Here is a 14,836-nt window from a genome sequence, read left to right as displayed (position 1 = left end):
GCCAGTGTCTTTTTCAACGTTCTACTATATCACAAACAAATCATCTGAATATTTGTGTCTAGTATCGTTAACATTCTCGAAAAAATAGTAAAAACTTGGTATTTCTTAACAGTGAAACTTGATGTGTAAACGAACAAACTTACGCGCTAACCTGCCAAGGGTTGATAATGAAGGCAATTAATAATATTTCGTTACAAAATTTGTTATTGCCCTATGAGGCAGTTTTTATATAAAGCGCTAAGCTTCAAGAACTATTTAATAGATAAAACCACGAAAGACAAGGATGGAAAATGCAATGGATTTATCCTCTGATACAAAGCAATACCAATCAACGTTCAACTCCAAAAAATACTGTAAAGTCTTATCGGTAGAGGATGATCCTGATTATCAAGCGGCGTTAATGAACGGTTTAAGTGCGCTTAATTATGATGATAAGCAGGTAGAGTTTCTTACCGCATCGTCCGCCAGCGAGGCGGCGACCGTGATTGCGGCGAACCCAGACATCTCGGTAATCTTTCTTGATGTGGTGATGGAAACGGATAAAGCTGGCTTACGCTTAATTCGTACTATTCGTGACGTCATTGGAAATGACCTAGTGCGCATTGTTTTGTTGACAGGGCAGCCAGGTATGGCGCCAGTGGATGATCTCATCGGACAATATGATATTGACGATTATTGGTGTAAATCGGACCTTACCCAAGCGCATTTGCAAACGATAGTGTTGAGTAACCTACGCACGTGGGAGCACCTTTCGGACATGAAGGAAGCTCGTCACGGAATGCAGTTGTTGCTTGCAGCGAGTCAACGCATTGCCTCAAAGAGTGATATTTTAGAATATACGCATTCTATTTTGGATGAAATTAGTCTGCTATTGAAAATGAATCAAGGCGGGATAGTGTGCTTTTTTCACCCTGAAGAGGAGCCGCTAGAAAAAGCGTTAATTGTTGCTGCCAGTGGCGAATTTGCATCTCATATACATCGATATATTTTATCCGTAATTCAAGAAACTGTTTTAAAAGAAGCGATTGAACAAGCGAATACAAAGAAGAGTCATGTTTTTTTGGATGGCTTCTCTGTGTTGTATTTTTCGAACAAAGAATTAGACGGTCGAGAATATATGATCGTGGTGAAGTTGGACCGTAGACTCGCCACAAATGAAATTAACTTACTTCAAGTTTTTTGTGAAAATATTAGTGCCGGTTTTCGTAATGTCGCACTACACAGTAAATTAACTGAGTTGGCTTATATTGACCCCGCTTTAGGCATTCACAATAAAAACTGGTTGGTAAGAGAAATACGTGACATGTTCTCTTGGGAACGGGAAAAAGCCACCTTATTAATGTTATATGTCGAAGATTTGGCCTATATCGAATCGGTTCTAGGGTCTAAGTATTGCGACCAGCTTACGTTGTCTTTGTATGATCACTTAAGTCATTTCTTTGATAAATCGGTTGATATTGCTTTACTAGAGCGAGACACTTTAGTGCTGATTGTGTATGACGATCAGGATTACTGCGAATCGTCACTCGAATCTATTATTCATACCAGCATTGAAGTAGAGAGCTCCACGCACTCTCTCGACTTGACCATTAGCTTGGTGAAGTTTTCAGACTTTCCTACCTATAAAGCCGAGCAATTAGTCAGTGTCGGAAAAAGTACGTTAGAAAGAGCCAAATATGAGGGCGTTTCTTATTTGGCCTTTTCTGAAACACTCGCCACCGCCATGTTTGGCCGCTATGAATTATTAAAAGATTTGCGCGAAGCGATCTTAAATAACGACATCGTTGCCTATTTTCAGCCTAAGGTAAGTTTAAAAGACAACACACTGATTGGGTTTGAAGCACTGGCTCGGTGGACTCATAAAAACGGAAGTTCTATCCCACCAGATCAATTTATCGTCTTGGCTGAGAACAGTGGCCTTATTGATAAATTGGATCAACAAATGCTACAGCAGTCTTGTAAAGCCATTAATACGCTTAAAAGCATGGGGATTCATGTGCCTATTTCTGTCAATGTCGCTGGTAATGAAATCATCCGTCCCAATTACTTCGATCGTTTTAAAGCCTTGCTTGAAGAAGAAGATGTCCCTAATGAAATGATAGAACTGGAAATTACCGAGTCTCAATTCATAAAAGAGAAAGGCACCATTAACAAACACTTGTCTGTTTTAAAGACGTTAGGTGTGCGGGTCAATATTGATGACTTTGGCACGGGTTATTCTTCCTTGGCCTATTTATCTACCTTGTCGGTTTCAACGATTAAAATTGACCATAGTTTTGTGTGGAGAATGGAGGAATCTGAAAAAGATTGGCAAATCTTGAAAATGATCATAGAGCTGGGAAATTCTCTAGGGTTGAATGTTATTGCTGAAGGAATTGAGACAGATCAGCAAAAAGAGCACCTTCTTGCTTTGGGCTGTGGCGATGGACAAGGCTATTTATTTGCCAAGCCGATGTCATTAGACGATACGATAAACTGGATTCAATCAGGCCTGTAACCCTATGACTTTTGGTGGATGTTTCTCACGGGAAAAACCATTATTGCTGGTGTGTCTATCCGGTATTATGATTTTTATATTGTTGCTTAGCTGGGGAGGGTATCGATTATTTTTAGACAATAAAACCAGTCAGTTGGCGTGGAATGAATCGGAAGTTTTGTCCCGTAGCGCGAATGTTTTTAGTCGTGAAATGGGGCACATCAAGCGTGTTACCTTGTTGTTGAGAAACAGCGTTAATGCGCGATTGACTTCGAAAGATCACACCGCTTTCTCGGCTGATTGGGAGGATCTGGTTGTCGATGAATTTAGTCAATTCGCTCAAACGTCTAGTTTGATTTCACAAGTGCGCTGGATCATGCCGAATGGCCGAGAGCGGATTAGAATCAACTCTCAAGCAGGCGTAATTACTCGTGTTGAAAACTCTCAACTACAAGATAAATCCGATCGAAATTATATTAAAAATGCCCCCCGCGGTACAGAAAATGATGTGTATATCTCATCTCTGGATTTGAATATAGAGAATAAAGAAATAGTTCGTCCTTTTCAGCCAACGGTGCGTGGTGTCGTAAAAATCACCGGTGATCAGTCAGGTTTTTTGGTGGTTAATTACGACTTGAGTAAGTTGTTTGAACTGATTCGCACATTTAGTACTGAAGAGGTGTCTTTAGAAATAGTGGATACAACTGGTCAGTGGGTATTAGCAGCAGACAGCAGCCTTGAATGGGGGGCGTTACTTCACTCTAATGACTCTCGGCTTAATATAAAAACGCACTTGCCTATTATTTGGCAATCAATGAATGCGACCGATGGATTAGAAAGGGTTTTTAATAATGGCCGCTTATGGAGCTTTCTTAAACAGAACATTGATGATGATGTAATAGGCACTCAAAGCGAACAGGTTTCCTCTTTGTATTTTGTTGCTCGCTCTCATTCTGAGGCGTTTTCCATGTGGCGGGGGAGGTTACTCCTCGTTATTATTGGAGTTGCAGGGTTTAGCTTTATCGCTATTGCTTGGCTTGTTTGGCGAAAAATTACCGCACAATTTGAGACCTATCGATTATTAACATTACTCCAAGAAGAAAAGGCTCAAGCGGAACATGCTAATCGAAAGCTCAATCTAACAAATAAACGGTTGGTAGATCTACAGGATGAGCTGGTAGAGACCAGTAAGCTGTCTTCATTGGGGTTAATGGTCGCAGGCTTAGCCCATGAAATGCATACGCCGCTTGGAGGCGTCAGAATGGCGATGTCGTCTTGTAAGGTCTGGCTAGACAAAGAAATCGGCCGATCACCTTCTGATGGTCTAGATAAAATGAATGAATCTCTTCTTATAGCGGACAAGAACCTCACTCGAGCGCTCGATATTGTTTCTAGTTTTAAGCGAATTGTTTCGGATAGAACGGCGCAAGATGCACAACTTTTCTTTTTTCATAATGTGTTAAACGATATTGTATTAACCTATAAATCCACCTTTAAAAACCGTGTAGGGATTAGCCTTGTAATCGAATGCCCAGATGACATTGAAATGATAGGGTATCCTGGCGCGATGTCTCAGATTATACAAAACCTTTTTGATAATGCCTTTGAATATGCTTTTCAGCGCTCAGCAAAGGGTCAGATATCGATTATGGCCTCAAAAGAAAAGGAGAGTTTAATATTCTCTTTTGAAGACAGTGGCAATGGAATATCGCCAGATGTTTTAGACAGTGTTTTTGAACCATTCATCACCACTGGCCGTCAAAATAACCACACAGGTTTAGGGTTGCACCTAGTGAACCAATGGGTCTATCAACTGATGAAAGGACGCATTGACGTCACTTCTGAGGTGGGGGTTGGTACTAAATTTGTCTTCACCATTCCTTTAAAGCTGAGCCTTGAAGACGTCGCAACCTAATTCGTCTTTTAGGTCAGTGGGTCGCATTCTTTAGTGTATGGGTTGTGTTGTCGCGACGTTATTTGGTGTTCTCATATTCCCTTTACGAACCGCACGTTACGACGCCAACATAAAACGTTAGCTTTTTGGCTTAGGGCTGGCCATCCACCCCAGCATCATCCAGATAACACAAATCACAAGAATGACATACAAAGGCGCTTGCCAAGATCTCTGCCAATCATAAAGCGCACCGATCAGTACCGGCCCGACGGCCGCAAGTGTATAGCCAATGAGCTGCGCCATACCGGATAATGCCGCCGCTTGCTTTGGGCTGTTTGTTCTTAAACCAACGAAAGACAATCCTAAGATAAAGCCCATGCTGGTACCGAAGCCGAAACAAACGGACCAAAGACCAGACCAGTTGGGTAGAAACAAAAAACCAAAAACACTCAAGCAAGTTAAGCTCGTCGCAGATAAACAGAGCCGTCTATGGCTTCCTAAACGACTGAGAAAAGGCGCTAGAATCAACGAGGGCAACGCCCCCGCGAGTTGCAAATACCCCTGATACAGTCCAGCGGTTGAATCTGTGTAGCCATTGTTTATTAAAATAGACGGCACCCAAGCCACCACGATGTAGTTAATCAGCGAATTGAACGCGAGAAACCCAGCCACTTGCCAAGCCGTGACAGAGCGCCAAACCTTTTGAGTGATCTCGACTGTGCCTGTTTGTGGTATTTGATGTTGAGTGATTTTAAAACAAAACCACGCGATCAAAGGCAAGAGAATCAGCGCCATTTGGCAAATTAGCGCAAATGACCAGCCACTCATACTTGATGATGCCATCGGCAGTACGATGGGGTTTTGCTCTGCGAATAGGCTTAATGGTACGGCGAAACTCGACATCAAAAAACCGCCGATGCTCATCATTAATACATAAATCGCCGTAAGCTGAACAATGTGATTCGGGAACTCACGCTTTAATAAACTGGGCAGTAACACATTACCAATGGCAATCCCGGCACCAATAAACACGGCGCCCAAATACAAGGTGTTGATTGAGCCAAAAGAACGAATAATCATGCCAATGGCAATTAGGCCGACACCCGAGGCAAGAAGGCGTTCAATCTGAAAATACCGTGTGAGCCAAGAAGTGACAGGAGCGAACAGAGCGAATGCTAATAATGGTAAGCTGGTCATCAACCCCAATTGAGTACTGCTGAGTTGTAAATCTTGGCTAATCCGATCCAATAATGGCGGGAGTCCTGTCACCGGCCCTCGCAAATTTAACGCCACTAAAAAAATAAATAATAATAAATACGCAGCATCGTGTTGCGCTAAGCGCTGTAAACGTTTCATCTCTGTTCCATCAAGGTATTGGGTAAATACAACCCGTAACGTGTGGTTGTTGGGTGCGTATTATAGGTGTTAGTCTCTTAACTTAATTAAGACACTTGGACAAAAAATTGCTAAATACAGACAATGAATCATCGCGTCTTGTAACAGATCTAAATTTTGCAGACGAGTACCCTCAGCGAGTCTTGGTATTACGCTCAAAAGCGGCTCCGCATATTGAAGAAACTCCGTGGCACCGTCATCAAAAAGGCCAGCTTGTCATGCCATTGACGGGGGTTGTGACCAGCTTTATTGACGATAAAATGTGGCTGGTTCCACCACGTTGCGCCGTTTGGATTCCTAGTATGGTGATACATCGAAATCAGATTTCACCCTGTGCGGATGTTTGTATGCTGTTTGTGGATTCAACCGATCTTTCTATGCCTGATAAGGCCTGTACCCTAACGGTCACGTCGTTATTAAGAGAACTGACCACGTCATTGGCCACCCAAGAACCAGACTACGAAGCAGGCTCTGCGACGGATAGACTGGTCACGGTTTTACTCGATCAATTGGTTGAACAAGAGCGCGAAGCGTTTGATTTTCCTATTCCTGATGAGCCAATACTTAATCGTCTTGCTTTAGCCTTGCTGGCCAACCCCAGTGAAAAGCGCACGTTGGGGCAATGGGCTAACGATTTTGCCATGAGCGAACGAACGTTGGCGCGGATGATTAAACGCCATGTTCAACTCACTTTTGGCCAATGGCGCAGCCAGCTTCACATCGTTCTCGCGTTACAGAAGCTCGCCGTTAATACACCAGTGCAAACCATATCAGAAGAGCTTGGTTATGAATCTGTCAGCGCGTTTATTACCTTTTTTAAAAAGGCGTTGGGAAAATCACCAAGGCAATATCGAGTCGAACGATGGGGAAGTTAGTGTGCAAATTTCAATACAACGTGAGTGCGTGGCAGTGCTCTAGTAATTATGCTGTTTGGGCATTGGTGAAGCCGCGGATAAATTAGATCTATTTACCTGAGTCTTTGATTCAGCGGTTTATTGAGTAAGGCGATATGTACGATCCATGTGCTATTTGATCAGCACCTGTATATCTGTGACTTTTAAAGTTCTTTCAACATGAAACGGAACATATGATTAAGTTATCCCTTAACCCCAAATAACGTTATTTCTCCCTGACGCTTTCGCTTCATACATGGCTTTATCCGCCCTTTGAAACCACGCTTTAAAGGGCTCATCTGGCGCTCTTGTTGCAACGCCTGCACTAAACGTTAATGCTTCAACGGGGGCAAAGTTTGCTTGCGATATTTTAGTCCGCAACGCGTCCAAGTATGTTGAAACCATATCTGGTGTGGTGTTGGGAATTAGTATGACAAATTCCTCACCCCCCCAACGACAAATGATGTTTTCATCATCATTATTCGATAACTCTTGAGCGGTACGGCACAAAATATCGTCGCCAACATCGTGTCCAAATAGGTCGTTTATTTTTTTGAAATGGTCAATGTCTAGCACAATCAGAGTGGGCGAAAGTGCACCTTGGTTGTCGGCTAAAATATTCTTTTCAATCAGGGCGTTAAACGCACGACGGTTGTACAGTTGAGTGAGAGGGTCTATTGAGGCAATGTTTTCCAGCGCATTGTTTTGGCTTTTCAGAATCACATTTTTTGCGTGGATTTCTTGTGTTCGACGACCGACGACCTCTTCTAAATACGCGGTATGAGAGTGTATTTTTTTGAAGGCATCATCAAACGCTTTAGACAACTGGCCAATTTCATCGTCGGATTGAATGACGTTAAAGTGGTGGTGTTTATTATTTACCGATGCTTTGACGTCTTTAGAAAGTTGGATCAGTGGACGAATTAATTTTTTCGATAACCTATTGATGAGCAATAGAAAAATTATCATTAACACAAATGATGTAATGATGACATTGTATAATATTTCGTAAATTTCATGAAAAATTTCAGATTCTTGAGTGGTGACAAAAAGATTCCAACCGGGCAAGTTGCTTATTTTGGCGAAGGTAACCACTTTGGATTCGTTGATTCTGGTGTCTAAATAATGGCCATAACCATGGTCTTCTAACTGTGTTTTTCGGACGATGTCGCCAAAACCTGGGAAAGTATCGCTGTTGGTGGTGGACAGTTGCACCTTCATTATAAAGCTTTCATCTGGGTGAGAGACTATCATGCCATTTGCATCAGCTAACCAAGCGTAGCTGCCTTTTGTTAACTTCATAAAAGACAGTTTCTTATTAATCGTACTGAGAGGAACCGCAACGGCAATGGTGCCCATCCATTCTTTCAAGGTGTTTAAAATAGGAACCGCAACGATAATAACAGGCATTTTTTCGAATCGACTAAAGAGCGGCATACTGATGTTGAAGTCTTTTCCAGCCCAGTCATTGCCTTTTTTAAACGCGGGGTGAGTGACTTTATTAGTGTTTCCTTTTGCGTCCGTCAGTATTAGGTTTTTATCGATATAAATAGTATTGACGAAGTCGCCATCACCTACTTCGAGTAGTTTCTTTAATTGAAATTCGATGCTGTCTTTATTCCTGAGTTGTATTTCAGGATTGTAGCTCACCATTTGCAACATGGTGATATAGCGACTGAATTCGTTGCCTAGTACTTCGGCGTGCATTCTGGATATTTCGATGGATTTTTCTAATTCCAAATCCAGTACGCGGTTGCGCTCAGTGAGAAATGTGGTCAATAACAGGGTGGACGTGAACGCGATCATAACCAAAGAGTATGTCGTGATAATCTTGGTCTTTATTGTCTTTAACATATTACTTCTCAAAAAATGTAAGGCTAATACCCATGGCTTTAGTCATTCTTTACTGGGTGTTCTATGGCCATACACCAAGGCTCAATACATGAGCAGAATACGCAGTGAACGTTAGAGTGAAAATCGCTGAGACTGATTCCGGCCATTATTTTTTGCTTTATAAAGGGCTTTGTCGGCTCGGTTAATGGCGGCTTGAAGATCTGGTGTCTCTGCGTCTACCTCGGCAATGCCTATACTGACAGTAAAGCTGACGGATTGCTGTTGGTCAATTGGAATCACAACGTTTTCAAGCTCTTGGCGGATACGCTCAGCCAAAGTATAGGCTTCGTTGAGGTAAGTATTCGGCATTAAAATGACAAATTCTTCTCCGCCATAACGTGCAAAAAGATCTTGGCGACGGCACTGAGCTCTTAGTGCATCGGCAACGCGTATGATGACTTTGTCGCCTAACCCGTGTCCGTAGGTATCATTAATTTTTTTGAAAAAATCAATATCAAGCACCGCTACTGTGATCGCTTCTTTGGCGCGTTTGTTTTTTTCCAGAATGGCATTCGCTTCGTTGCTGAAATAGCGACGGTTAAACAGCTGTGTTAGCGAGTCTGTGGAAGCCAATAATTTGAGCTCGACTTGCGCTATTTTTAAGTTTTCTAGCAAACGAATACGATAGGCAATAATGAGCGATAACACCAGCGCCTCAACCATGATGCCAATGCCAACGCCGTGACTGTTAATGTAGTTGAACTCGATAATGCCTTTGTAAAACAGTACGGACAATGTGCTGAAAAACACAAATAAGCCGTGGCCTAATAAAAAGAAAAGCGCCATGGGGTGTTTTCGTATCAGCATCGACAGGGTGACAGAAAGACTGATCACCATCATGATTGCGGCTAAGGTGCTGGCATAGTGAAGGGCAGTGACGATATCAAATAAACCATAGATTGAATTTGCGACCAACAAGGTAATATTCAACAACAGCGCCCAGTGTTCAACCGGATAATTCTTCTTCGTTTCGAAAATATGAATCATGAACAATAATAGGAAAATAGGCATGGCGCCTAATGAAAGATGCCACTTCAATGTCATTGTCCCGTAGACATCGAATAGGTTGGCCAGTAAGCCATAAGTGAGCGCGATCCAAAAGCCGCCTGAAACAAGGTAACAGGCATAAAAAAAGTGCTCTCTTAAACGTGATGAGAAAAACAGCAACAAATTATAAATCATCAGCGCGAGCAACATGCCAACGAGTAAGGCGATGTCTGTGTATAGACTTAATAACGCCCTTTTAGATTGGTCTTCATCATAAATATTGAGAGTGAACCATTGGTGTGAGAACGACACGCTTTTTATATACAGCGTTTTGTGTTGTTTCGGAGGCAATGCGATATCAAACACGGCGCTTCCGCGATACATCCATTGCAGGGTTTCTCTACGATCCATGTCCAGAGTGCGGGTCTGGATTAAATCGCCATCGACGACTTCATAAAGTTCAAGGATATGATTGTGGTACGCATACGGATCGTGAAGGTACAGTTTTACGGTGGATGAGCGTGTATTCTTAAGCTCGATTTTTGCCCACGCAGTATTGGCATTAATGCCTAACGATAAACGGTTTGATGATACTTCGAAGACTTGTTGTCGAGCTTCAGAAAAAGGCATTTTTTCTGTTGGATCAACAAAGTACCCCATTTGAAACTGTTCAAGCTTTACGGCTGTGCCGTCAATGACTTGCACTGGAATGGTCGCGAAAGTGGCGGAGGACAATAACCAAAGCCAGAAAATAAGCGATGTACGGCTAAATAAGTGGCGGTATGTGGTGGTCATGAATCATCTTCCGTAACGAAATTTGTATGCGATGGTTAAATAATAGGGGACAGATATTAACCGATCAAATCTTATAATATGCCGATTTAATTGTTTGGTTTTGTAGTAATGGCTTTCGTGAAGCGTGGCGATGATACGCGGTAACTCATTGGCGAGACGAATGATTATCTTTTAATAAAACGGGATTGAAGCCGTAGAATCTAATGTGGTGTGTTTTATCTCATTATTTGAGGTGTTTTTTTACGGTGATGTATTTTGATGGGATGCTTAATGATAAACCACTTGAGCCATCACACAGTCGTATTAAGACTCTGCCTCTAGATAGAACGGCTCAAGCGGTACTATTGTTGGTATTCCGGAGTACTAAAAATTCACCGCATCTTTGCCTTTAAGGCCCAGCATGAAGCGAGCTTCTTCTGGCGTCGCGATTTCCATGGAAAGCTCTTCAAGAATACGTCGGATCTTTCGTACTTGGTCAGCGCAGGAATGCGCGAGCTGGGGCAATGGGCTAACGATTTTGCCATGAGCGAGCGAACGTTGGCGCGGATGATTAAACGCCATGTTCAACTGACTTTTGGTCAATGGCGCAGCCAGCTTCACATCGTTCTCGCGTTACAGAAGCTCGCCGTTAACACACCAGTGCAAACCATATCAGAAGAGCTTGGTTATGAATCTGTCAGCGCGTTTATTACCTTTTTTAAAAAGGCGTTGGGAAAATCACCAAGGCAATATCGAGTAGAACGATGGGGAAGTTAGTGCGCAAATTTCAATACAACCACGCCGAGAATGATGAACAATACGCCAAGATAACGCGTTAATGACGTTGGATCGCCATACAGCCAAATCCCTATCAGAAAAGTGCCCGACGCCCCAATCCCAGTCCAAACAGCGTAAGCGGTCCCCATCGGAATCTCTTTTTGCGCCAACCAAAGAAGCATGCCGCTAATCGTCATAAAGAAAATCGCGACGGCAATGCCCGTGACTTTCGATTCTCCAGATTGCGCCATCTTTAATCCAATAGGCCAACCAATTTCTGTCATGCCAGCAAGCAGCAAATATAACCAGCTCATTTTTATGATTCCTTACGACGAATAGTGGGGGATGAGTGAACAAGTTTGATTTTTATAGTATCAATAATTATGATGATTCAAAGTTAATAACTATCGATATTATTCATATGTTAAGTTTAGAACAAATCAAAATGCTGGTGTTATCCGCAGAGCTAGGGTCCTTTTCAGCGTGCGCAAGAAAGCTTGGCAAAGTGCAGTCTGCTGTTAGTCATGGGATAAGCAATCTAGAAGTCGATTTGGGCGTCGAGCTGTTTGATCGATCGTCACGCAGCCCGACATTAACCCCAGAGGGAGAGCGTTTACTACGCAGTGCGAAAGCCCTTTTAGCGCAATCCCATGAGTTTGAAAAAATCGCCGAATCCATCCTGCGCAAAGAAGAAAGTGCGCTAACCATAGCCGTGGACGACGCGTTATTGGCGTCAAATGTGTCGGCGGCTCTTAAGCTATTTGCGCTTACTTTTCCCTATGTTCAGCTCGACCTCGTGTCTCTGGCTTCCCCCGATATCATCCACGTGGTTGCCGATGGCAATATTGACATTGGTGTGATGTTTTCAGAAGTGGAAGCGAACAAACAAGTCGATTTTTGCTACGTGGGCGGTGTGGATTTCATTGCTGTTTGCCATGTGGATTTTCCGTTAGCGGGGCTGCGAGTATTGTCTGAATCAGACCTTGTACCATTTCGACAAATTGCCGTGCGTGGATCGTTAAAAAAAGAGCCTCAAGCCCTGATTAGCATGACGCCCAGTGCATGGTGGTGTTCCAGTAATTACGCTGTTTTAGAACTGGTGAAACAGCAAATAGGCTGGGCCTACTTACCTGCATCTTTGGTTCAGCCGCTGGTTGAACAAGGAGATATTTGTAAGATTGATGTGGCGTTTGACCACAAACCTTGGTCGGCACCTGTGGACCTTGTGTTTAAAAAAGGCGCCAAACGCGGGCCTGCACATCAATGGCTTTTTGAAGCATTAAAAAATGCGTTTTCGGCGACGGGATAGAAAACATAAAAAATAATAAATTATTTTATGGATACAATAGTGTCCAAAAATTTCATTATTAATCTATAATAGATACCATTGTATCTATTAAGCTGGACGCTTATTTCTATGAATCACTTTCTGTTACTAGATGATAACGATGTACAGCACGAGTTTGCGGCTCATCTTCGTCGTCTGCGGGAGCAGGCAAAGCTGTCTCGCGATGGGTTGGCCGAGCGCAGTGGTGTACCCGCGTCCACCATTAAAAAGTTCGAACTGACAGGACAAATTTCCTTTCGCCAGTTATTACTACTCTGGCAAAGCCTCGATGATCTATCGCGGCTCTTTGCCCTGACTCAAAACACCAGCAACCAACCTAGCATGCCAACGTCCATAGAAGAGGTGCTGAAAGATGGCTTTTAAACCGATTCAAAAACTGGTGGTTCAGCGCACGCTATCAACAGGAAATAGAGTAAATATTGGTAGATTAGCGCAAAACCAACAAGGCGTTTTTTTTCAGTACGACGCGGATTATATTCAGCAATTTGGTAACGTATCGCCTATTACTCTAAACGCTAATACTGATTTACAACGGGCGCCAAAAACGCCCCATCACGGCGTTCATGGTGTGTTTGGCGACAGCTTACCCGATGGCTGGGGGCTGCTATTACAAGACAGAATATTTCGTCAGCATGATATTTTGCCTGCACAAATTACGGCAATGGACAGGCTCACTTTTGTCGGAGATTCTGCGATGGGCGCGCTTTCCTTTAGCCCTGAGTCGGACTTTAAGCAATACGATGATAGCGATATAGATATTCAGATACTTGGTTTAGAAGCGCAAAGCCTGTTTGACGGACAAACCGAAGAGGTATTGGCTGCTTTGGTTGCTGCTGGTAGCTCTGGTGGAGCAAGGCCAAAAGCCCAAGTGTATCTTGGTCCAGATCAACCAACTCGTTGGCGGACTCAAGCTCAAAAAAATGATGAAGCTTGGTTAGTAAAGTTCACCTCAAAAAATCTAGCGCTCGGTCATGAGGAAGGGGTATGTGAAGCGGCTTATCTTTCATTGGCTGCAAACGCAGGACTTCAACCTCAAGAGTGGAAGCTAATAGAGGCGCCTGCGAAATCTGGCGCTAGCCATTGGCTGGCTTTAAAACGCTTTGATCGAGTGTTAAACAGACAAGGTTCGCTAGGTCGATTACACATGCACAGTGTATGCGGCTTATTAGATTCTGACTTTCGGACGCCAAGTTTAGATTACGAAGATTTGATTAAACTCAGTCGACACCTTTGTAAATCGCCTATGGTCGGTCAAATGCAATTTCGTCGTGCCATGTTTAACCTATTTGCCTGTAATCAGGACGACCACAGTAAAAACTGGGCCTTCTTACAAGACGATAAGGGCACTTGGCAACCAGCCCCTTTTTACGATGTTACTTTTAGCCCTCATCCATTTGGCGAACAAGCCACGTCATTTGCGGGTTACGGCAAAAAACCACCATTAAAAGCCATTCAAAAACTCGCTACGACCGCCAGCTTTGCGAACTGGAAACAAGCCCAACACGCGATAGAAGAAGTCGTAGAATCTCTTTCTGGCTTTCGTGATACCGCTTTATCACTAGGTGTGAAAGCCGATACTGTGCGTCTGATAGAGAAACAACTGGATGCCTGTTGGCAAGACAATAAAGGCTTGTTGGACTGATTTTAGATATGTTTAAAAAAACATGAAAAATCGACATATCATGTGGATTTGAATTTTTCATGTCGAAAAAGTAAAAGAATTTCGACATGAAAACTTGATGTGTCGATGACATCGACATACGACACAAGATAGCAACGACGTGAGTTCTCACGATGCAGAGTGAGTCTTGGGATCTATTGCATTACTTGAACTTGGGAAGCCGTTTTATATACCGTTAATATGATTTTAAGGATAAATGATGAGCCGATTTGAGTTGGGTTTTAAGTCAAGCGATCTACCCGTAACGCTAAAAGGTTGCCGCTATGAGAATGACACTTGTCCCTCATTCTATTTTCGAGTGGACGATCAGTACTACCAACTGTGGGTGGAACATAAAGAAAAAGCCCAACGAGAAGACCCTGATAGTCCTCGTTATACGGTGTGCAAGGCGATTAATGAAGGGTATGACGCTTCCCCAGAAATCTATACGGATCATGATTTTACAGACCTTTTTCAAGCTGAAGAGGTAAGTTCAATGATTCGGTTTGTGAGTGAGATGCAGTGATCAATTTTATGTCTGATTTTGGCGCTGTTTTCTTCTAAAAGTAATGCGGAACTGACCTTTTTCTATCAGAAGTTCTTCCACGAATACCCTATCTTAAGCTTGCTCATTCATCATCAGTTGATAAGATTCTCGATTTTTTATAAAAATCCGGCTTAGGTTGACGTATTATGGCGTCAGAGTCTCTCTAGAGCATTTCGTATAGGCAAGATATTG

The 14,836-nt window shown here is 42.9% G+C and carries 13 protein-coding genes; 8 read left to right on the top strand and 5 right to left on the bottom strand.

Annotation, left to right across the window (positions count from 1 at the left end):
• The first annotated feature begins 295 nt into the window (after window positions 1-295).
• Window positions 296-2,497, top strand: coding sequence for an EAL domain-containing protein (locus tag MP3633_RS18480; protein WP_176336612.1), 2,202 nt, complete (start codon window positions 296-298; stop codon window positions 2,495-2,497).
• Between the two features lie 4 nt (window positions 2,498-2,501).
• Window positions 2,502-4,391 (top strand): sensor histidine kinase, encoded by a 1,890-nt coding sequence (locus MP3633_RS18475; protein WP_176336611.1) that lies wholly within the window; start codon window positions 2,502-2,504, stop codon window positions 4,389-4,391.
• A 117-nt stretch (window positions 4,392-4,508) separates the two neighbouring features.
• Here MP3633_RS18475 and MP3633_RS18470 read toward each other — a convergent pair whose 3' ends face one another.
• Window positions 4,509-5,726 carry an MFS transporter gene (locus MP3633_RS18470; protein WP_176336610.1) on the bottom strand — a complete coding sequence of 406 codons (1,218 nt, stop codon included), beginning with the start codon at window positions 5,724-5,726 and terminating at the stop codon, window positions 4,509-4,511.
• 107 nt (window positions 5,727-5,833) lie between these two features.
• On the opposite strand from MP3633_RS18470, the gene MP3633_RS18465 reads away from it, so the two are divergent.
• Window positions 5,834-6,640, top strand: a complete 807-nt coding sequence (locus MP3633_RS18465) for an AraC family transcriptional regulator (protein WP_176336609.1) — start codon at window positions 5,834-5,836, stop codon at window positions 6,638-6,640.
• A 228-nt stretch (window positions 6,641-6,868) separates the two neighbouring features.
• Here the strand turns inward: MP3633_RS18465 and MP3633_RS18460 are convergent, their stop codons facing one another.
• The 3 genes from MP3633_RS18460 to MP3633_RS18450 all read right to left on the bottom strand — a co-directional run bounded on the left by MP3633_RS18460 (window position 6,869) and on the right by MP3633_RS18450 (window position 10,894).
• Complete coding sequence (locus MP3633_RS18460) at window positions 6,869-8,512, bottom strand: sensor domain-containing diguanylate cyclase (protein ID WP_176336608.1); 1,644 nt, start codon at window positions 8,510-8,512, stop codon at window positions 6,869-6,871.
• A gap of 111 nt (window positions 8,513-8,623) precedes the next feature.
• Complete coding sequence (locus tag MP3633_RS18455; RefSeq protein ID WP_176336607.1) at window positions 8,624-10,333, bottom strand: sensor domain-containing diguanylate cyclase; 1,710 nt, start codon at window positions 10,331-10,333, stop codon at window positions 8,624-8,626.
• A gap of 363 nt (window positions 10,334-10,696) precedes the next feature.
• Window positions 10,697-10,894 (bottom strand): 3-keto-5-aminohexanoate cleavage protein, encoded by a 198-nt coding sequence (locus MP3633_RS18450; RefSeq protein ID WP_217909026.1) that lies wholly within the window; start codon window positions 10,892-10,894, stop codon window positions 10,697-10,699.
• Here MP3633_RS18450 and MP3633_RS18445 point away from each other — a divergent pair.
• Entirely contained in the window at window positions 10,820-11,089 is a 270-nt protein-coding gene (locus MP3633_RS18445; RefSeq protein ID WP_280526388.1) for a helix-turn-helix domain-containing protein, read from the top strand. The two genes, MP3633_RS18450 and MP3633_RS18445, sit on opposite strands and share 75 nt — an antisense overlap.
• Here MP3633_RS18445 and MP3633_RS18440 read toward each other — a convergent pair.
• Complete coding sequence (locus MP3633_RS18440; protein ID WP_176336606.1) at window positions 11,086-11,403, bottom strand: DMT family transporter; 318 nt, start codon at window positions 11,401-11,403, stop codon at window positions 11,086-11,088. The two genes, MP3633_RS18445 and MP3633_RS18440, sit on opposite strands and share 4 nt — an antisense overlap.
• Window positions 11,404-11,438: 35 nt before the next feature.
• Here MP3633_RS18440 and MP3633_RS18435 point away from each other — a divergent pair, with 35 nt between their 5' ends.
• The 4 genes from MP3633_RS18435 to MP3633_RS18420 all read left to right on the top strand — a co-directional run bounded on the left by MP3633_RS18435 (window position 11,439) and on the right by MP3633_RS18420 (window position 14,623).
• Window positions 11,439-12,398 (top strand): LysR family transcriptional regulator, encoded by a 960-nt coding sequence (locus MP3633_RS18435; protein ID WP_244959740.1) that lies wholly within the window; start codon window positions 11,439-11,441, stop codon window positions 12,396-12,398.
• A gap of 108 nt (window positions 12,399-12,506) precedes the next feature.
• Window positions 12,507-12,800 carry a helix-turn-helix domain-containing protein gene (locus MP3633_RS18430; RefSeq protein ID WP_176336605.1) on the top strand — a complete coding sequence of 98 codons (294 nt, stop codon included), beginning with the start codon at window positions 12,507-12,509 and terminating at the stop codon, window positions 12,798-12,800.
• Entirely contained in the window at window positions 12,790-14,079 is a 1,290-nt protein-coding gene (locus MP3633_RS18425; RefSeq protein WP_176336604.1) for a type II toxin-antitoxin system HipA family toxin, read from the top strand. The genes MP3633_RS18430 and MP3633_RS18425 overlap by 11 nt, the downstream gene beginning before the upstream one ends.
• 235 nt (window positions 14,080-14,314) lie before the next feature.
• Window positions 14,315-14,623, top strand: a complete 309-nt coding sequence (locus MP3633_RS18420) for a hypothetical protein (RefSeq protein ID WP_176336603.1) — start codon at window positions 14,315-14,317, stop codon at window positions 14,621-14,623.
• Window positions 14,624-14,836: the final 213 nt, after the last annotated feature.

Source organism: Marinomonas primoryensis, from assembly GCF_013372285.1.
GTDB lineage: Bacteria > Pseudomonadota > Gammaproteobacteria > Pseudomonadales > Marinomonadaceae > Marinomonas > Marinomonas primoryensis.
Note: the sequence above shows the minus strand (reverse complement) of the source record. Positions and strands in the feature narration are given on the sequence as shown.